Origin of the sequence: Promicromonospora sukumoe 327MFSha3.1 (assembly GCF_000385135.1) — a bacterium.
Taxonomy (GTDB): Bacteria; Actinomycetota; Actinomycetes; order Actinomycetales; family Cellulomonadaceae; genus Promicromonospora; species Promicromonospora sukumoe_B.
Genome location: NZ_ARQM01000014.1, coordinates 243,781 through 262,411 on the forward strand (window position 1 = coordinate 243,781; position 18,631 = coordinate 262,411).

14 protein-coding genes are annotated in these 18,631 nt (G+C 73.5%); 9 read left to right on the forward strand and 5 right to left on the reverse strand.

The genetic code is table 11. From position 1 onward, the window contains the following. Window positions 1–105: 105 nt before the first annotated feature. Window positions 106–1,587, reverse strand: a complete 1,482-nt coding sequence (gene purB, locus H291_RS0123520; RefSeq protein WP_020017481.1) for an adenylosuccinate lyase — start codon at window positions 1,585–1,587, stop codon at window positions 106–108. 263 nt (window positions 1,588–1,850) lie between these two features. Between purB and H291_RS0123525 the strand changes: the two genes are divergently transcribed. Beyond that, window positions 1,851–2,090, forward strand: a complete 240-nt coding sequence (locus H291_RS0123525; RefSeq protein WP_157237279.1) for a hypothetical protein — start codon at window positions 1,851–1,853, stop codon at window positions 2,088–2,090. Beyond that, window positions 2,087–3,637, forward strand: coding sequence for a hypothetical protein (locus tag H291_RS0123530; RefSeq protein ID WP_157237280.1), 1,551 nt, complete (start codon window positions 2,087–2,089; stop codon window positions 3,635–3,637). Before H291_RS0123525 ends, H291_RS0123530 begins: the two co-directional genes overlap by 4 nt. Window positions 3,638–3,669: 32 nt before the next feature. Here H291_RS0123530 and H291_RS0123535 read toward each other — a convergent pair whose 3' ends face one another. Continuing rightward, window positions 3,670–4,077, reverse strand: a complete 408-nt coding sequence (locus tag H291_RS0123535; RefSeq protein WP_020017484.1) for a phage holin family protein — start codon at window positions 4,075–4,077, stop codon at window positions 3,670–3,672. Between the two features lie 14 nt (window positions 4,078–4,091). Here H291_RS0123535 and hisC point away from each other — a divergent pair, with 14 nt between their 5' ends. Continuing rightward, a complete protein-coding gene (hisC, locus tag H291_RS0123540; RefSeq protein WP_020017485.1) occupies window positions 4,092–5,180 on the forward strand; it encodes a histidinol-phosphate transaminase in 1,089 nt (362 codons plus the stop codon). A 39-nt stretch (window positions 5,181–5,219) separates the two neighbouring features. Here hisC and H291_RS0123545 read toward each other — a convergent pair whose 3' ends face one another. Further along, window positions 5,220–6,119 (reverse strand): helix-turn-helix transcriptional regulator, encoded by a 900-nt coding sequence (locus H291_RS0123545; protein ID WP_020017486.1) that lies wholly within the window; start codon window positions 6,117–6,119, stop codon window positions 5,220–5,222. 101 nt (window positions 6,120–6,220) lie between these two features. Here H291_RS0123545 and H291_RS31460 point away from each other — a divergent pair, with 101 nt between their 5' ends. Beyond that, window positions 6,221–7,735, forward strand: coding sequence for an MFS transporter (locus H291_RS31460; RefSeq protein ID WP_020017487.1), 1,515 nt, complete (start codon window positions 6,221–6,223; stop codon window positions 7,733–7,735). A 108-nt stretch (window positions 7,736–7,843) separates the two neighbouring features. Here H291_RS31460 and H291_RS0123555 read toward each other — a convergent pair whose 3' ends face one another. Further along, the gene (locus tag H291_RS0123555; protein ID WP_020017488.1) at window positions 7,844–8,848 is read right to left on the reverse strand and encodes an acetylxylan esterase; all 1,005 of its coding nucleotides are present in this window, start codon (window positions 8,846–8,848) and stop codon (window positions 7,844–7,846) included. 303 nt (window positions 8,849–9,151) lie between these two features. Between H291_RS0123555 and pdhA the strand changes: the two genes are divergently transcribed. Genes pdhA through H291_RS0123570 form a run of 3 tightly spaced genes read left to right on the forward strand, consistent with a single transcriptional unit; the run spans window position 9,152 to window position 12,825 of the window. Then, the gene (gene pdhA, locus H291_RS31465) at window positions 9,152–10,321 is read left to right on the forward strand and encodes a pyruvate dehydrogenase (acetyl-transferring) E1 component subunit alpha (RefSeq protein ID WP_232216152.1); all 1,170 of its coding nucleotides are present in this window, start codon (window positions 9,152–9,154) and stop codon (window positions 10,319–10,321) included. Between the two features lie 5 nt (window positions 10,322–10,326). After that, entirely contained in the window at window positions 10,327–11,361 is a 1,035-nt protein-coding gene (locus H291_RS0123565) for an alpha-ketoacid dehydrogenase subunit beta (protein ID WP_020017490.1), read from the forward strand. An 18-nt stretch (window positions 11,362–11,379) separates the two neighbouring features. Further along, window positions 11,380–12,825 (forward strand): dihydrolipoamide acetyltransferase family protein, encoded by a 1,446-nt coding sequence (locus H291_RS0123570; RefSeq protein ID WP_020017491.1) that lies wholly within the window; start codon window positions 11,380–11,382, stop codon window positions 12,823–12,825. A 233-nt stretch (window positions 12,826–13,058) separates the two neighbouring features. On the opposite strand, the gene H291_RS0123575 is transcribed toward H291_RS0123570, so the two are convergent. Beyond that, complete coding sequence (locus H291_RS0123575) at window positions 13,059–13,331, reverse strand: WhiB family transcriptional regulator (protein ID WP_020017492.1); 273 nt, start codon at window positions 13,329–13,331, stop codon at window positions 13,059–13,061. Between the two features lie 167 nt (window positions 13,332–13,498). Between H291_RS0123575 and H291_RS0123580 the strand changes: the two genes are divergently transcribed. After that, window positions 13,499–15,547 carry a cytochrome c oxidase assembly protein gene (locus H291_RS0123580; RefSeq protein WP_020017493.1) on the forward strand — a complete coding sequence of 683 codons (2,049 nt, stop codon included), beginning with the start codon at window positions 13,499–13,501 and terminating at the stop codon, window positions 15,545–15,547. An 896-nt stretch (window positions 15,548–16,443) separates the two neighbouring features. Continuing rightward, window positions 16,444–18,615 (forward strand): S9 family peptidase, encoded by a 2,172-nt coding sequence (locus H291_RS0123595; protein ID WP_020017496.1) that lies wholly within the window; start codon window positions 16,444–16,446, stop codon window positions 18,613–18,615. Window positions 18,616–18,631 lie beyond the last annotated feature (16 nt).

An 18,631-nucleotide genomic window follows, 5' to 3' on the forward strand; every position in this document is an offset into this window, starting at 1 on the left:
TCCACCCCGTCCACCTCGCCGAAACGGAACGCCCGGTCCGGTTGCGCGCGGCGCAGGGCCTCGCGCACAACCGGACCGGGCGTTCCGTCTCGGCGCCGGGACCGGTCAGTCGAGGTAGTCCTTGACGAGCTGCTCCGCCAGGCCCGTGTACGTCGCGGGCGTCAGCGCGGCCAGGCGCGCGGCGACGTCGTCGGGCAGGCCCAGGCCCGCGACGAACTCGCGCATGCGCGCGCCGTCGACCCGCTGGCCGCGCGTCAGGTCCTTGAGGCGCTCGTACGGGTTCTCCATGCCGGGCACGCCCGCGACCGAGGCCGCGCGCATCGCGGACTGGACGGGCTCGCCCAGCACCTCCCAGTTGGCGTCGAGGTCCTCGCGCAGCAGGGTCTCGTTCACGGCCAGGCGGTCCAGGCCGCGCGACACGTTGTCGATCGCGAGCAGGCTGTGCCCGAACGCCGGGCCGATGTTGCGCTGCGTCGTGGAGTCGGTGAGGTCGCGCTGCAGGCGGCTCGTCACCAGCGTGGCCGAGAGCGTGTCCAGCAGCGAGCACGAGATCTCGAGGTTGGCCTCGGCGTTCTCGAACCGGATGGGGTTCACCTTGTGCGGCATCGTGGACGAGCCCGTGGCCCCGGCGACCGGGATCTGCGTGAAGAACCCGAGCGAGATGTAGGTCCACACGTCGGTCGCGAGGTTGTGCAGGATCCGGTTGAAGCGGGCGACGTCGGCGTAGACCTCGGCCTGCCAGTCGTGCGACTCGATCTGCGTGGTCAGCGGGTTCCAGTCCAGCCCGAGGCCCTCGACGAACGCCTTCGACACCGCGGGCCAGTCGGCCGACGGCACGGCGACCGTGTGCGCGCCGTAGGTGCCCGTGGCGCCGTTCAGCTTGCCCAGGAACTCGGCGCCGTCGACCCGGCGGAGCTGACGGCGCAGGCGGTGCGCCAGCACGGCGAGCTCCTTGCCGAGGGTGGACGGCGTGGCGGGCTGGCCGTGCGTCCGCGACAGCAGCGGCGCCGCGGCGTGCTCGCGCGCCATGTCCGCGAGCTGGTCGACGACGGCGGTCGCGGCCGGCAGCCAGACCTCCCGGACCGCGCCCCGCACCATCAGCGCGTAGGACAGGTTGTTGATGTCCTCGCTGGTGCACGCGAAGTGCACCAGCTCGCTCGCGGCGGGGAGGCTGGTCTCGCCGAGCGCCTCCGGGGCGGCCGCGATGCGGCGCTTGATGAAGTACTCGACCGCCTTGACGTCGTGCACGGTCTCGCGCTCGATCTCGGCCAGCTCGGCGATCTCGGCCGCGCCGAACGTCGCGGGGATCGCGCGCAGGTACTCGATCTCGGCCTGCGTCAGCGTGGGCGCACCCGGGACGACGGGCGCCGCGACGCCCTCCGCGCCGTTGCACAGCGTGATCAGCCACTCCACCTCGACGTGGATGCGCTCGCGGTTCAGCGCGGCCTCGCTCAGGTGGTCCACGAGCGGGGCGACGGCCTTGCGGTACCGCCCGTCCAGGGGGCCGAGCGCGATGGCGGGGCTCACCTCCGCGAGCGTGACGCGGGCGGCGGGGCTGGGCGTGGTGGTCTCAGGCACGTGCTCCATTCTCCCACGGGCGCGTCCCACCGCGGCTCGTCGTCCACAGGATCGACCCGCGTGACGGCGTCCCGGCGCCGCGAGCGCGACCACAGGGGACCGTTTCAGGTGTTCGTGCACAGGCAGGCTCGGTTGCCCGACGCCGGGCCGCTCGCCCGGCCTAACGTCTCCGGAGGACATAACCGGGAGACCGAGGGAGTGCGAGCGCCGATGGAGAGAGAGCGTCTGAACGGGGCACGCCTGAGTCGGGCCAGGCTGAACGGGGCCCGGCCGTGAGCTGCGCGCCGGGTGGCGGGCCGGCTCTGGAGAGCGTGCTGCCGGGGCTCGCCCGGGCCGTGGACCTGGTGGACCGCGCGTCCGCCGGGATACGGGCCGCCGCCGAGGTCGAGTGGGCTGCTCGGGCGGCGCAGTTGTACCGGATGGCGGTCGACGACGTCGGGCGCGCCCTGGCCCGCGACCGCGTCCTGCTCGACGAGGCCCTCCTGCTGGCCCGCAGCGGGTGGGCGCGATGACAGGGGACCCGCGGCGGCCCCAGGACACGGTCACCGTCCACGGCGGGCGCGGCACCTCGGCCGTCGAGTCGGAGTCCGTGCGGCAGGCGGCCGCGGTGCTCGCCCGCGCCGCGGACGACCTGCGGGCGGCGGCCGTGCAGTGCCTGGGGGTGAGCCGGGACCTCGTGGTCGTGCCGGGCGGGAGCTCGGCCGCGGGACCTGTCTCCGGGGCGCCCGCCTTCACGTCGCCCGCGTTCACCCCGGAAGCGCATGCCCTCGCTCCCGCGGCGCTCGCGCTGGACGAGGCGGCGCGAGCCGCGGCGCGCGGCCTCGCTGAGCGGGCCGACCTGTGCGACCTGCTCGGCTGGCGGCTGCTGCGCGCGGCCGGCCTCTACGAGGAGGCGGAGTCCACCGCGCAACGTCTGCTCGGCGGGCTGGTCACGGCAGGGACGTTCGGACTCGGGGCGGCGGCCGGCGTACTGGGCTGGGCGGGCCTCGCGGGCCTCGGTCTCGTGGGCGGCGCGGAGGTCGCGGGCCGCCTGGCCGGGGGAGCGTTCGCCGGCGGCCTTCCCGCCGCCGTGGCGGGGTGGGCCGGAGCCGAGGCGACGCGAGGCCTGGCGCCGTACTCGGACGAGGTGTTCGCCGGGCTGGGCGGCGGCGTCGCCGTGACCCGGCCCGGGCCGGCCCAGGGGCGCCAGGGCGTGGCCGGCGGGGCCGGTGTGCTCGCGCACGTGGCCCGCGAGGTCCCCGTGCTCGGCGACGACGATGCCGGGATCCGGCTCACGCGGCTCGGCCCCGGGGACTTCGCGGGTGGCGCGCTGCCGGCGTGGTCCGGCCGCGGTGCGGCGTCGGTGCAGGAGGCGCTGGCGCGGATCGACGACCTCTACCCGGGCGCCGGCGGAGCCCCCGAGGCCACGATCGCGGTCCAGCGGGTGACGGCACCGGACGGCGCGGTGTCCTGGACGGTGCTGGTCCCCGGCACGCAGTCGGTCCTGCCCGCCGACCACCCCTGGGACGGGCGCACCGACCTCGAGCTGATGGCGGGCGAGGCCGACGGCGCCACAGCGGCGATCGAGAGCGCGCTCGCCGACTCCGGCGTAGGGCCCGACGAGCCCGTGACCCTCGTGGGCCACAGCCTCGGTGGCATCGCGGCCACGGCGCTCGTGTCACGGGCGGGCTTCGCCGAGCGGTACCGGGTGGGCGGGCTGGTCACCGCCGGTGCGCCGACCGGGCTGCTGGCCACCCCGCCCGGCGTCCCGGTGCTGCACCTGGAGACCCCGGAGGAGCTGGTCTCGCAGACTGACGGCCGCTCCGCCGCGGAGAACCCCCGTACGCGGGACCGCGTCACGGTGGTGCGGTCGCTGCGGGACTCGGCTGCCGCGGCCGACCGCACGGCGTCCGGCAGCCTGCCGCAGGCGCACGCCGTCTCGACGCACGTCCGGACCCTGGACCTCGCCGTCGCGTCCGGCGACCCGCGGGTGACCGGAACGACCGACCGGATCGGCGCACGGCTGGACGGGCCGGCCGCGAGCACCGTGTTCTACCGCGCGGAACGGACCGGGTCGTGACCCGGAGAACCCGGGTCGAGCCCGGAGGAGGATCAGTCCGAGATCCGCTTGGGCAGCAGCGCCAGCAGGATGGTCTGCACCACGGAGATCACGATCGCTGCCAGCACGTACCACCAGAAGCCGCCGTTGATCTCAAGGCCCCAGTTGGGGGTGTCCGAGAACCACGACTGGTTCGTGATGAGCGTGGTGATCCACAGCATCAGCGCGTTGACCAGCACCGACACCAGGCCGAGGGTCAGGATGTAGAGCGGGAGCGAGATGAGCTGGACGATCGGCTTCACGATCATGTGGACCAGGCCGTAGACGACGGCCACCACGATCACGGCGAGAATCGTGCCGAGCGTGGTGCCGTCGCTCACGACGTCCATGTGGGAGCCGAGGATCAGGGACGAGAGCCCGATCGCGAGTGCGGTGATGAGGATGCTGGCCACGAGCTTCATCTGGTCATCGTGGCATGCTGACCCTCGTGGAAGAAGCATTCGTACCGCTCCGCGCGGCCGTGTCGGCCCTCCCCGCCTACGTTCCCGGCGCCCGTGTCACCGCCGGCTCCCAGGCCTGGAAGCTCTCGTCCAACGAGAACCCGTATCCGCCGCTGCCGTCCGTGCTGGACGCGATCGCACGCGGCGCGACCGAGGTGAACCGGTACCCCGACATGTACGCCGGCGAGCTCGTCGAGGCGCTCGCGGCCCACACGGGCGTGGCCCCGGAGAACGTCGTCGTCGGCAACGGCTCGGTCGCCGTGCTCGCGCACGTGCTGCAGGCCGTCGTCGAGCACGGGGACGAGGTCGTGTTCCCGTGGCGGTCCTTCGAGGCGTACCCGATCGCCGTGGCGGTCGCGGGCGGCAAGGCCGTCATGGTCCCCGTCGAGGGGGGCACCGGCCGGCTCGACCTGCCCGCGATGGCGGCCGCCGTCACGCCCGCGACCCGGGTGGTGCTGGTCTGCACGCCGAACAACCCGACCGGCCCTGCGGTGCACGCCGCCGAGCTGGAGACGTTCCTCGCGGCCGTGCCCCGGGACGTGCTGGTCGTCGTGGACGAGGCCTACCTGGAGTTCGTGCGCGACCCTGAGGTGCCCGACGGCGTCGACCTGCTGCGCCGGCACCCGAACGTGGTGCTGCTGCGCACCCTGTCCAAGGCCTACGGGCTGGCGGGCCTCCGCGTGGGCTACGCCGTCGCCGAGCCCCGGCTCGCGGCGGGCATCCGCGCGGTGTCGACGCCGTTCGGCGTCTCGCACCTGGCGCAGGTCGCCGCGCTGGCCTCGCTCGCACCCGCCGCGCAGGGCGAGCTGCTGGAGCGCGTCGACGCGCTGGTCACCGAGCGCACGCGCGTCACCGAGTCGCTGCGGGAGCAGGGCTGGGACCTCCCGGACACGCAGGCGAACTTCGTCTGGTTCGGCCTCGGCGAGGCGACGCTGCAGCGTGCCGCGGAGGCGAAGGAAGCGGGCGTCCTGGTGCGCCCGTTCGCGGGCGACGGACTCCGCGTGAGCATCGGCGAGACCGAGGCGAACGACGCGTTCCTCCGCGTCGCCGCGACCTGGCGCTGACGGACGTCGCTGACGGAGGCGTCGATCGGCTGAGCCGGCTCAGCCGATCAACGCGTCCGTCAGCACGCCGTCCCGGGCGGTCCAGGCGGGCGCGGCGCCCACCAGAGAGTCGAGCCGCTCCAGCCGGCGGGCCGAGTCGGCGTCGGCGGGAGTGAGCACGATGATGCGCTCGCCGCGCTCGCGGTCGAGCCACAGACCCTGGAAGACCGTGTCGAGCCTGCCGACCCGGGAGGACAGGTAGCGGCGCAGCTGTCCGGGCCGGTCGCCCCGCACGTCGTGCTCGTCCCAGTACCGCACGAACTCGGGCGAGTGCTCGCGCAGGCCGCCCAGCAGCCCGCTCCACCTCGGGTGCTGCCGGAACTCGGCCTCCCGCGCGCGCAGCCGGCCGGCGAGGTCGCGGAGCACCACCTCGGGCTCCACGAGGCTGTCGCGCCACTCCTCGTTCATGAACAGCAGCCAGGCGCAGTTCCGGTCGGCGGGATCGACCGAGTCGAGGTCGCCGAACAGGAACCGGTAGGTGCGGTTGGCCGCGACCAGGTCGTACGTAGCGGTCTGGATGGCGGCGGGGAACGGCAGCAGCCGCTCCAGCAGCGCGATGTGCTCGGGGCGCACCTCCATGAGCGGGTTCGGCGCGTCCGCCCCGGTGTCGGCGGCGCGGCCGGCCAGGATCATGAGGTGCCGCCGCTCCTCGGGACGCAGCCGGAGAGTCCGGGCGACGGCGTCGAGCACCTGGTCCGACGGGTTGGGCGCCCGCCCCTGCTCGAGCCACGTGTACCAGGTGACGCCCACCCCGGCGAGCTGCGCCACCTCCTCGCGGCGCAGCCCAGGCGTGCGACGCCGGCCGGCCTGCGGCAGCCCGACGTCGGCCGGGGTCACGCGGCCGCGGCGCTCTCGCAGGAACGCCCCCAGCGCCTTGTGGTCCGGTGCGGTACTCGTCACCGGACCAGTGTCACCCCGCACGGTGCGGGGAACCAGGTGGTGTCAGTACCCGTATGAACAGGCTCCTGGTACCAGGATGCCGAACGGCGCACGGTCGGGGCATGACGACATCCCTCCGCACGGCGGTCGACCCCGTCGCGCTGCCGGCCCACCCGGAGGTCCGGGCACAACGGCTCCCCGCCGCGACACCGGCCCTGACCGCGGGCGGCCTCGCGGTGCTGCTGCTCGCCTTCCTGCCCGTGAACTTCACGTTCGGCGCGGTGAACCTGCTGGTCCCCGCGATCACGGCAGACCTGGGTGCCGGCCCGTCGGGCGGGGCACTCGTGCTGTCGGCCTACACGACCACCTTCGCCGCCGGGCTGGTGGTCTCCGGTCGGCTGGGTGACCGTTACGGCCGCCGGAAGCTGCTCAGGATCGGGCTGGTCGCCTTCGGCGTGCTGGCCGTACTGACCGGGCTCGCCCAGGACCTGATCTCCCTGGTGGCCCTGCGCGCGGCCCTGGGCCTGGCCGCCGGGCTGTTCACGCCGCAGGTGCTGACGAGCATCCAGGCCACGGCGCCCGACCGGCTCCGTACCCGCGGAATCATCCTGTTCACGGCGGCCGGGGCGGTCGCCTCGATCGCCGGCCAGGTCGTGGCGGGCGCGACCACGGCCGCGCTGTCCGAGCATCTGGCCTGGCGAGCGGTCCAGGTGATCACCGGCCTCATCGCGCTGCTGGCGCTGGCCGGCCTGCGTGCCGTCCCGGAGTCCCGCTCGCCGGCGCCGCTCGGGCTCGACCTGCGAGGCGCCGCACTGCTCGGAGGCGGGCTGGTGGCCCTGGTCGTGCCGCTGACCCTCGGTCCGACGGCGGGGTGGCCGGCCTGGTCGATCGGCCTGCTGGCCGTGGCCGCGGTGACCCTGACGGCCTTCGGCCTGGCCCAGCGGGCCACGGAACGGCGGGGCGCGCTGCCTGTCGCCCCGCCGAGCGTGCTGCGGGTCCCGGCGGTGCGGATCGGCCTGACCATGACGCTGCTCTTCTTCGTCTCCTACAGTGCGTTCCTCTACGAGGTCTCGGAGTACTCGCCGACCGTCTGGGGCGCCGACGGCTGGGACGTCGCGATGCTGACGCTCGGCTTCGGCGGCGGATTCTTCGTCGCCGCGCTGCTGCTGCCGGGCATCCTGCGCCGTGTGGGGCCGCGGATCATGGTCTACGCCGCGTCCGGTCAGGCGACGGCGCTGCTCGCCATCGCGCTGGTGATCGGGCTCGACGACGGCCGGAGCGCCCCGCCGGCGCTGCAGCCGCTGCTCGTCGGTCTCGGTGCCGCGCAGGCGTTCATGTACGGGCCCGCGCTGCAGACGGTGCTCTCGCGCACCCCGGTCTGGGCGGCCGGCGTCGCGGGCGGGCTGCTGACCACGTTGCAACAGCTCGGGATCGGGCTGGGCGTGGCCCTGCTGGGCGGGCTCTTCCACGCCGTGGCGGGCCTGGCGGGTGGAGCGGCGGGCGGGACCGCCGCGGCGGACGCCACCGGGACGGGTTCCGGCCTGACCGTCGGCCTGGTCGCCGCCCTGACCGCCCAGGCCGGGTGCGCCGTCGTGTTCGCGTTGCTGGCGCACCGCGTCGCGTCACACGCGGAGTGATCGGTAGAACGTCAGATGACCGGTAGCCCGAGCTGCCGACCATCTGACGTTCTGCCGACCACCGCGCCTGCGCCGGCCCCCTGCGCCGGCCCCCTGCGCCGGCCAGTCTCAGCGGCTCAGGCAGCGCGTGACGTGCGCCCGGGTCGCCAGTGCGGCCCGGGCCTTGTCGTCCTGCTCGCCCGGGTACTCGGCGTGCCCCGCGGGCAGCACCTCCAGCTCCAGCGCGGTCCCGTTGCGCTGCCCCGACCGCTCGGTGGCGGCCACGGCGTTCGCCACGGCGAACTGCCCCGGCGGCGGCACCGCGGCGTCCCACAGCGCGCACTCGCAGCGCACGGGCACGCGCAGGTACGCGGCCGCCGTCGACGTGTCGAAGTAGCGCAGCACCTCCCGCGCCTCGGGGTGCCCGGCGACGTACCGGCGCACGGCCTCGCCGCTGCCGGTGCACTCCAGGCCGAGCCGCACGTCGTACTGCCCGAAGCTCGGCACCACGAACGTCGCGCCCACGAACCGCCGGTCCCACGGCACGGCCAGCGCCCCGATCCCGCCGAAGCTCTCGCCCACGTAGTAGAGCGGCAGGTCGCCGGCGATCTCGACCAGGGCGTCGGCCGCGTGCCACAGGTCCACGGCGCAGCGGCCCAGGGAGTAGGTCTGCACCGACTCGATGCCGTGCACCACGTGCTCGGCGGCGTCGTCCGGGGCGCCGACCCCCGAGTTGAGCGCCCCGAGACCGCGTGCCACGGGGAAGACGACGGCGGCGTCGTCGGGCACCCGGTCGAAGTTCGGCGCGTCCCGGCCGCCGTAGCCGTGGCTGTGCACGATGCCGACCCGGGCGGCACCGTCCGAGGGCAGGGCCAGCCAGCCGCGCAGCCGCAGCCCGCCCGCGCTCGCGTGCTCCACCTCGTAGAGGTCGTGCGCGCCCTCGCGGCCGAGCGACGTCAGCCGCGGCTCGGGGCGTACCGCGCGGGAGGCCGTGAACCAGCCGTTCCACAGCTCGGCGAAGCCGGCGGGCGCCGGAGCCGGCGGCACGGCGAGCAGGGACTCCCGGTCGTACCCGTAGGTGCCGTCGATCGGGGCGTCGGGAAACCAGCCGGCGTACGGCTCGGGCAGGGGCATCGGACCAGTATCGGGTCAGGCCCCGGCGAGACGCGGACGCCGCGCGGAGGGCGTGGTGGCCCCTTCTCCGAGACCCGGTCGCACCCTTGGTGGGTTTCGACAAACGCTCCCCGGAGAGATTGGGGGACATCGCGGCAGACCAACCTACGGAGCCGTAGCCTACGCTTGCGTAGGCTACGACAGCGTAGGTTGCGGATCGGCCAAATTTCCGGCTGGACCCGTGCCAGGATGGAAAGGTCCCCGGAACGGGCCGGGCGTCTCCGCATCAGCGGGCGCTCGCGTCCGCAGGTGAAGGAGGAAAGTGTGACTACCACCAACGGCTCCAACGAGGCGATCCCGACGTTGCAGCTACTCGATCCCCGAGGAAGCCGCGTCACGACACGCGGCACCAAGGGCTATCGCGACCGCGCCGCCGCCCTGACCACGGAAGACCTCCGTGGCATGTACCGCGACATGGTCCTGACTCGTCGTTTCGACGACGAGGCGACCTCGCTCCAGCGGCAGGGCGAGCTCGCCCTGTTCGCGCCTGCTCGTGGCCAGGAGGCCGCGCAGGTCGGCAGCGCCTACGCGCTGCGGACGCAGGACTACGTCTTCCCGTCCTACCGGGAGCACGGCGTGCTGCACGTCCGCGGGCTGGACCCTGTCGACCGGCTGCGGTTCTTCCGCGGTTCGGACCACGGCGGGTGGAACCCGACCGAGCACAACACGGCCGTCTACACGATCGTGATCGGCGCCCACGCGCTCCACGCCGTCGGCTACGCCATGGGCGTCCAGCGGGACGCCACCCCGCAGGACAAGCACGACGGCACCGCCGTGATCACCTACTTCGGTGACGGCGCCACCTCGCAGGGCGACGTCAACGAGGCCATGGTCTACGCGGCGGTCAACGAGGCCCCGGTCGTGTTCTTCCTGCAGAACAACCAGTGGGCCATCTCGGAGCCCACCACCCGGCAGACCAAGACCCCGCTGTACCGCCGCGGCGAGGCCTTCGGCATGCCCAGCCTGCGGGTCGACGGCAACGACGTGCTCGCGGTGTACGCCGCCACGCAGGAGGCGCTCGAGCGGGCCCGCAACGGTGAGGGCCCGAGCTTCATCGAGGCGTTCACCTACCGCATGGGCGCGCACACCACGTCGGACGACCCGACGCGCTACCGCACCAGCGACCAGGAGGAGGAGTGGCGGCGTCGTGACCCGATCGACCGCCTCGCCGCCCTGCTGCGCGCCGAGGGCGGGCTCGACGACGACTTCGAGGCCGAGATCAAGGCCGCGGGGGACGAGCTGGGCGCGAAGCTGCGCACCGGCGTCCGCGCCCTCGACGGCGGCCCCGCCGTCTCCAGCACCTTCGACGACGTGTATGCCACGCCGCACGGCGTCGTCGCCGCAGAACGGGCCTGGTACGAGGCCTACGACGCCGGCGACCCGCCGGCCCCCCAGTACGCGATCGCGGAGTCGGCCCAGGGAGGCGCACGATGACAACCATGGCGGAACGAACGCAGACCACATCAGGTGGCGCCACGGAGCCGGCGTCGGGCACCCAGACGCTGACGATGGGCAAGGCGATCAACGAGGGCCTGCGCGCCGCGATGCGGCGCGACGACAAGGTCATGCTCATGGGTGAGGACATCGGCCCCCTGGGCGGCGTCTTCCGCGTGACCGACGGCCTGCAGGCGGAGTTCGGCGAGCGTCGCGTGGTGGACACGCCGCTGGCGGAGTCGGGCATCGTCGGCACCGCGATCGGCCTGGCCATGCGCGGCTACCGGCCGGTCTGCGAGATCCAGTTCGACGGGTTCGTCTTCCCGGCGTTCAACCAGATCACCACGCAGCTCGCCAAGATCCACAACCGGACGCGCGGGGCCGTGCAGATGCCCGTCGTGATCCGCATCCCGTACGGCGGCGGCATCGGCGGCGTCGAGCACCACGGCGAGAGCCCGGAGGCGCTGTTCGCGCACACCGCGGGTCTGCGGGTGGTCTCCCCGAGCACCCCGCAGGACGCCTACACGATGATCCAGGAGGCCATCGCCTCCCCGGACCCCGTGATCTACTTCGAGCCGAAGAGCCGCTACTGGGGTAAGGGGCAGGTCGACCTGGGCGCGCCCGTCGGCACCGACACGCTCAACGCCGCCCAGGTGGTCCGCCAGGGCACCGACGTCACGCTCGTCGCGTACGGGCCCTCGACGGTGACGGCGCTCAAGACCGCCGACGCCCTCGCGGAGGAGGGACGCTCGGCCGAGGTGATCGACCTGCGCGCCATCTCGCCGATCGACACCGCGGCCGTGGTCGCCAGCGTCCGCAAGACGGGCCGCTGCGTGGTCATCCACGAGGCGCCCGTGTTCTTCGGCGCCGGCGCCGAGATCGCGGCACGGGTCACGGAGGAGTGCTTCTACGCGCTGGAGGCACCCGTGCTCCGCGTGGGCGGCTTCCACACGCCGTACCCCGTGGCCAAGCACGAGCACGAGTACCTGCCGAGCGTGGACCGTGTGCTCGACGCCGTCGACCGTGCCTTCGCGCACTGACCCAGGAGTGAACCGAGAGTGAGTTCGAACATCCAGCGGTTCCCGCTCCCTGATGTCGGTGAGGGCCTCACCGAGGCCGAGATCGTCGAGTGGCAGGTCGCCGTCGGCGACACCGTCGAGGTGAACCAGACGATCGTCGAGATCGAGACGGCCAAGTCGCTCGTCGACCTGCCGTCGCCCTGGAACGGGACCGTCTCCGCGCTCCTCGTCGAGTCGGGCACCACCGTCGACGTCGGCACCCCGATCATCGAGATCACGGTGTCCGACGGCGCCGGTGCGCCCGCCCCGGCGTCGAACGGCACCGCGGCCGCGGCGGCACCCGCCGCCGAGGCCGCCGACGAGACCTCCGGGTCGGTGCTCGTCGGCTACGGCACCGCCGAGGCCAAGGCGAGCGGACGCCGTCGCCGGCACCAGGCGGCGGCAGCCGGCTCGGCGCCGACGGCGGTCGCCCCGGCGCCCGTCGCGGCCCCGGCCCCCGCCCCGGTGGTGGCCCCGCCCGCCCCGGCCCCCGCCCCGGTGGTGGCCCCGCCGTCGGACACCGGGACGACGACGGCCGCACGCGCCCGCGTGCTGGCCAAGCCGCCCGTCCGCAAGCTCGCCAAGGACCTGGGGGTGGACCTCGCCGGGGTGCACGCTTCGGGTCCCGGCGGCATCGTGACGCGCGAGGACGTGGTCGCCCACGCCGAGCGCTCGTCGGTGCAGAAGCTGACCAGCTACCCGGACGACGAGCCGTGGCTCGCCCAGGGGGTCGTCTCGCCGGACGGGCGCCAGACGCGCGTGCCGGTGCGGTCCGTGCGCAAGCGCACGGCCGAGGCCATGGTGGCCAGCGCCTTCACCGCACCGCACGTGACGGTGCTGCACACCGTCGACGTCACCAAGACGATGAAGCTCGTGGCCGCGCTCAAGGAGGACCGCGACTTCACGGACGTCAAGGTGACGCCCCTGCTGGTGGCGGCCAAGGCTGTGCTGCTCGCCGTGAAGCGGCACCCGCAGATCAACGCCTCGTGGGACGACGCGGCCCAGGAGATCGTCTACAAGCACTACGTGAACCTGGGCATCGCCGCGGCCACCCCGCGGGGGCTCGTGGTGCCGAACATCAAGGACGCGCACACGCTCGACCTGCTCGGCATCGCCAAGGCGCTCGCGGGGCTGACGGCGACCGCGCGGGCCGGGCGCACGTCGGTCACCGACATGTCCGACGGCACCATCACCATCACCAACCTGGGTGTCTTCGGCATCGACACGGGTACGCCGATCCTCAACCCGGGGGAGTCGGGCATCCTCGCCTTCGGCGCGATCCGCAAGCAGCCGTGGGTGCACAAGGGCAAGGTGAAGCCGCGGTGGGTCACCACCCTGAGCTTCAGCTTCGACCACCGGCTGGCCGACGGCGAGCTCGGGGCCCGGTTCCTGTCCGACGTCGCGCGCGTGCTCGAGGAGCCGGCGCGCGGCCTCGTCTGGAGCTGATCCCGGGCACAGCCCCTAGAACGTGTCAGACCCCCAGGTCACCCGGGTGACCTGGGGGTCTGACACGTTTCGCACGTCTTCGTGTGGATCGATCCAAAGCGCCGGCCGGCCGGAGCAGTGCGCCGGCCCGGATCGGTCTGGGAGACCCGCGGTACGGCCCGGCGCACTGCCCGACAGATCACGGCAGCCGGTCGCGGCCGCCGTGCCCCGGACGACGTCTGGTCACGCGGCCGTCACGCCACGCGCATGCCGCCGATCGAGCGGGGGCGGCCGCGACGGCGCTTGCGGCTGCGCACGGTTCCGTCGACGACGATCTCTCCGCCCCACACGCCCCACGGCTCCCGGCGCGCGAGAGCGCCCGCGAGGCACTGCGCCTTGAGCGGGCACGCGGCGCACGCGCGCTTCGCTTCCTCGAGGTCCGCCGGGTGCTCAGCGAACCAGAGCTCGGGCTGTTCCGAGCACGGCACGGAGTCGTCGGTCTCGGTGATGATGTTCACGAGGTCCACACTGGTCACAACGCAGAAGAGGGCTAAAGGGTTGGGTTTGGTGCATAATCCTTCCGAACTTTTTCTGAACATCGCCGAAAGCCCTGGTGCCGGGAAGCTCGCGATGTGGTCAACGGGATGCCCGCGGACGGTCAGAACCGCTGCCGCACGCGCCTAGGCTGGACCGTGTGACCCCCACCGACGCCCGGAACGGGACCAGCAGGACCGCGCGGAAGAGCGCCGAGAGCGGCCCGACCAGCCCTTCGTGGCTCGCCGCCGCCCTACCTGCCGCTGCGCTCGTCGCGCTGGCCGCCCTCTTCGCCGCCGGCGCGTTCTCCGGGGCGTTCACCGCGTTCGCCAACTTCGCCGACCCGGGCGTCGTCGTGCGATGGGGTGTGCCCGTCGCGACCGTGGCCACCGAGCTGGCCGTGGCGGTGACCATCGGCACGCTCGCGCTGGCCGCCTGGGTGCTGCCGCGCGGGCCCCTCGTGGACCGCGCGCTCGGGGTCGCGGGGATCGCGGCGGGCGTGTGGACCGTGGCCGCGCTGGTGCAGCTCGTCCTGCGCTTCTCGTGGTCCACCTACCTGCCCCTGGACTCGCCCACGTTCGGCCCGGCGCTGATGGAGTACGTCTCCACGATCGCGGTGGGCCGCACCTACCTGGGGATCGTGATCGTCGCCGCGCTCACGGCCGCCGTCGCCCTGCTGGTGCGGGGGTCGGTCGGCGCGCTGTGCGCGATGGCGCTGCCGCTGGTCGCCCTCGGCATGCAGTCCTCCACGGGGCACGCTGCCGGCGCCGCGAGCCACGACCTCGCGATCTCGGCCCTGTTCCTGCACCTGGGCGGCGCGGCACTGTGGATCGGCGGGCTGGCCGCGATCGTCTTCGTCGGCCTGCGGCACGCCGCCACCGCCGACGTGATCCGGCGGTACTCCGCGATCGCGCTGTGGTGCTTCGCCGCCGTTGCGGTCTCCGGCCTGGTCAGCGCCTGGATCCGGATCGGGTCGCTCGACGGGCTGACCACCGACTACGGCATCCTGCTCGTGGTCAAGGCCGTGCTGCTGATCGTGCTGGGCGGCCTGGGCTGGCTGCACCGCAGCACCGTCGTCGACCGCCTGTCCTCCGGCACCACCACCCGGAACGCGGCGATCGGCCTGTTCTGGCGGCTCGCCGCGGTCGAGGTCGGGGGCATGGGCGCGGTGTCCGGCGTGGCGGTCGCGCTCGGCTCCACGGCCCCTCCCGTGCCCGACGACGAGATCGTCGACCCGACCCCGGCCGAGATCGTCACCGGCCACCCGCTGCCGCCCGAGCCCACGACGCTGCGCTGGCTCACCGAGTTCCAGTGGGACGTCATCGTCGCGTTCGCCTGCGCGGCCGCCCTGATCGTGTACGTGCGCTGGGCGCTCCGGCTGCGTGCCCGCGGGGACGCGTGGCCCGTGGGCCGCACGGTCTCGTGGTGCCTCGGCATCGTGGTGCTCTTCTGGGCCACCAACGGCGGCGCCGCCGTCTACGGCCACGTGCTGTTCAGCGCGCACATGGTGCAGCACATGATCCTGGCGATGGTCGTGCCGCTGTTCCTCGTGCTGGCCGCGCCGGTCACCCTGTTGCTGCGGGCGGTCCCCGCGCGCAAGGACGACTCCCGCGGCCCGCGCGAGTGGGTGCTGCTGCTGGTCCACTCCGCGTTCGGCCGGTTCCTGGCCAACCCGATCGTGGCCGCGGTGCTGTTCGCGGGCGGCATGATCGTCTTCTACTTCACGCCCCTGTTCGAGCTGGCGCTGACGACGTACGCCGGCCACCTGTGGATGATCCTGCACTTCACGCTCGTCGGGTACCTCTTCGCGAACGCGCTGATCGGCGTCGACCCCGGCCCCACCCGGCCGGGCTACCCGATGCGGCTCGTGCTGCTGTTCGCCACCATGGCGTTCCACGCGTTCTTCGGCGTGACGCTCACCTCCGGCACGGCTCTGCTCGTCCCGGACTGGTTCGGGCTCATGGGCCGCCCGTGGGGCCCGAGCGCCATCGTGGACCAGCAGAAGGGCGGCGCCGTCGCGTGGGGCATCGGCGAGCTGCCCACGCTGCTGCTCGCCGTCGCCGTCGCGATCTCCTGGACCAAGTCCGACGCCCGCGAGGCCCGGCGCACGGACCGCAAGGCGGAGCGCGACGGCGACGCCGAGCTCGAGGCGTACAACGAGATGCTCGCGAAGAAGGCGGAGCAGGCCGCGAAGCGCGGTGAGGGCTGAGCGACACCCGGATGACGCGTCCGGGTGACGGATCCGGCGGGCGTGGCCTATTCTGAGGACGAGCCTTCCCCCGCTGAGGGAATGGAAGTGAGGCCGGGAACTCCTGATGTAGGTCAGGACCCCGGCTCTCGCGTTTTCTAGGACAGCTCGATGTCGATCTCGTCCACCTCGCCGAGCGCCGTCCGGATATCGAGGTCAAGACCCTGCCGCGCGCGGGAGACAGCCCGGCGACGGCGTCGGCCGCCCACAGCATCGGTTCGTCGTCCGGCAAGGAGTGCGCGACCCGGGTGCGGGTCACGAGCGTCCCCCTGGCGCGCAGGGCGTCCACGAGCTCGACGTCACGCCGGTTCAGCAGGGTCGACCTCGCCTCCAGCCACACGTGCGAGACACCGATCCGCTCCAGCTCGAAGAGCAGTCGCTCCATGCACTTCCGCCGCGCCCGCTCCTGGCGCCGCGCTGCGATAGGCACGCCGACGACGACGATGCACGCGAGGTCCTGCGTCCCGATCGCCGCCGCGATCTTGGCGCGGCGAGGGGCCTCCTCCTGCCTCCAGTGCAGGCGGCCGCCCCGCTTGCGCACCAGTTCTCGCAGCGCGTCGCGTGCCGGCTCGCACGTCGAGGGGTCCCCGACCACCGCCGCGAGCAGGTACATCCCATCCGTCTGACCGCTCTGCTGCTTCATCGACTCGTCCACCCATGCGTGCAGCGTGAAACCCGCCGGCGAGTCTCCGGCCCTCTTTCCCATCGCGCGATATTCACATCTGAAGGATGATCGTGCACGCCCAAGAGCCATTGCATATACGCAACAGCTAGAAAAAGGCAGTCAGGCCAGCCGTGAGTCCGGCGCGGTCTGAAAACTCATGCCGCCCGACGCCCCGGCGTGATAGGACGGCGGCGTGAGCGAATCTCCGCAGACCCCGCAGACCCCGTTCCACGACCTCGACCACTACGTGGCGATCCCGCGCGTCACCGGCCTCACGGCCAGCCCTGACGGCACCCGGCTCGTCGCGACCCTCCAGACGCTCGACGGTGAGCGCACCGCCTACCGCACCGCCCTCTGGGAGGTGGACCCGGCCGGCGAGGCACCGGCGCGGCGCCTGACCCGGTCCGCCAAGGGCGAGTCGTCGGCCGTGTTCACGCGGTCCGGCGACCTCCTGTTCAGCTCCGCACGGCCGGACCCGGACGCCAAGGACGGCGACGAGCCCCGGCCCGCTCTCTGGCTCCTGCCCGCTGGCGGCGGCGAGGCCCGCGTCATCGTGGCCCCGCAGGGCGGCGTCGGCGGCCCGCTCGTGGCGCGCGACGCCGACACCGTCAGTGTCGCCGCGAGCCTGCTGCCCTCCGCGAAGGACCTGGCGCAGGACGCCGAGCTGCGCAAGGCCCGCAAGGACCGATCAGTCTCCGCGATCCTGCACACCGGCTACCCCGTGCGCTACTGGGACCACGACCTCGGCCCCGACCAGGAGCGCCGCTTCGTCGGCGACCTGGCGGCGCTCGCCGACGAGCCCGCCGTGCCCCTGCCGAAGCCGGCGGACGGCGAGACGCCGGCAGCCGCCCCGGACGCGCTGGGCAAGCACCTCGACCTGCGCGACCTCACCGGCGCGGGCCGTCACCTGATGGACCACTCCGCCGACCTCTCCGCCGACGGCACGACGCTCGTGACCACCTGGAGCGTCAGCGACCCGGGCGCCGCCGTGCGCAACACCCTGGTCGCGCACGACACGGCGACCGGCGACCGGCGCGTGCTGGTCGACGATCCGGACGCCGACACCGGCGTCCCGCGTATCTCGCCCGACGGTGCCTGGGTCGCCTACGTGACCGAGTCCGTCTCGACGCCGCACGAGGCCCCGGTGGTCCGCCTCGCCCTGGTGCCCACCGACGGCTCCGCCGACCCTGTGGTCCTGGCGGACGACTGGGACCGCTGGCCCGGCCGCCCCACCTGGCTCCCGGACGGCAGCGGCCTCCTGGTCCAGGCCGACGACGACGGCCGCGGCCCGGTCTTCCTCCTCACCTTCTCGGGGACGCTCCCCGGCGCCGGCGTGGTGGTCGAGAAGGTGACGTCCGACGACGCCGTCTTCTCCGACCTGAACGTCACGCCCGACGGTGCCACCCTGTTCGCGCTGCGCAGCTCCTATGCCGCCCCGGCCGAGCCGGTCCGCGTCGACCTGGGCGCCTTCCTCGCCTCGGGCGCGCCGGGGGAGCGGACGCCGGTCGCGGCGACCGTGCTGCGCTCCCCGGTGCCGGCCCCGGACCTGCCGGGCGCACTCACCGAGATCGAGACGACGGCCGAGGACGGCACGCGCGTGCGCGCCTGGCTGGCCCTGCCCGCCGACGCCGGCCCGGACGCCAAGGCCCCGCTGCTGCTGTGGATCCACGGCGGACCGCTGGGCTCCTGGAACGCGTGGAGCTGGCGCTGGAACCCGTGGCTGCTGGTGGCCCAGGGCTACGCCGTGCTGCTGCCGGACCCGGCGCTGTCGACCGGGTACGGCCAGGAGTTCGTGCAGCGCGGCTGGGGCGCCTGGGGCAAGGCCCCGTTCACCGACCTCATGGCGATCACGGACGCAGCCGAGGCGCTGCCCGAGATCGACGAGACCCGCACCGCGGCGATGGGCGGCTCGTTCGGCGGCTACATGGCTAACTGGGTGGCCGGGCACACCGACCGGTTCCAGGCCGTGGTGACGCACGCGAGCCTGTGGGCGCTCGACCAGTTCGGCCCGACCACGGACGCCTCGTTCTACTGGGCGCGCGAGATGACGCCCGAGATGGCGCTGGAGAACAGCCCGCACCTGTCGGTGGGCGACATCCGTACCCCGATGCTCGTGATCCACGGGGACAAGGACTACCGGGTCCCGGTCGGCGAGGGCCTGCGGCTGTGGTTCGAGCTGCTGACCAAGTCCGGCCTCCCGGCGTCCGACGACGGCGAGACGGTGCACCGGTTCCTGTACTACCCGGACGAGAACCACTGGATCCTGACCCCGCAGAACGCCAAGGTCTGGTACCAGGTGGTGTCGGCGTTCCTCGCGGAGCAGGTGCTCGGCGAGAAGCCCGAACTCCCGACGACGCTCGGCTGAGCCGAGCGGTCGGTTC

Coding starts and splice junctions, on each gene's coding strand:
- purB (WP_020017481.1), bottom strand. CDS start 1,587: ATGGAGCACGTGCCTGAGACCACCACGCCCAGCCCCGCCGCCCGCGTC.
- H291_RS0123530 (WP_157237280.1), top strand. CDS start 2,087: ATGACAGGGGACCCGCGGCGGCCCCAGGACACGGTCACCGTCCACGGC.
- H291_RS0123535 (WP_020017484.1), bottom strand. CDS start 4,077: ATGAAGCTCGTGGCCAGCATCCTCATCACCGCACTCGCGATCGGGCTC.
- hisC (WP_020017485.1), top strand. CDS start 4,092: ATGCTGACCCTCGTGGAAGAAGCATTCGTACCGCTCCGCGCGGCCGTG.
- H291_RS31460 (WP_020017487.1), top strand. CDS start 6,221: ATGACGACATCCCTCCGCACGGCGGTCGACCCCGTCGCGCTGCCGGCC.
- H291_RS0123555 (WP_020017488.1), bottom strand. CDS start 8,848: ATGCCCCTGCCCGAGCCGTACGCCGGCTGGTTTCCCGACGCCCCGATC.
- H291_RS0123565 (WP_020017490.1), top strand. CDS start 10,327: ATGGCGGAACGAACGCAGACCACATCAGGTGGCGCCACGGAGCCGGCG.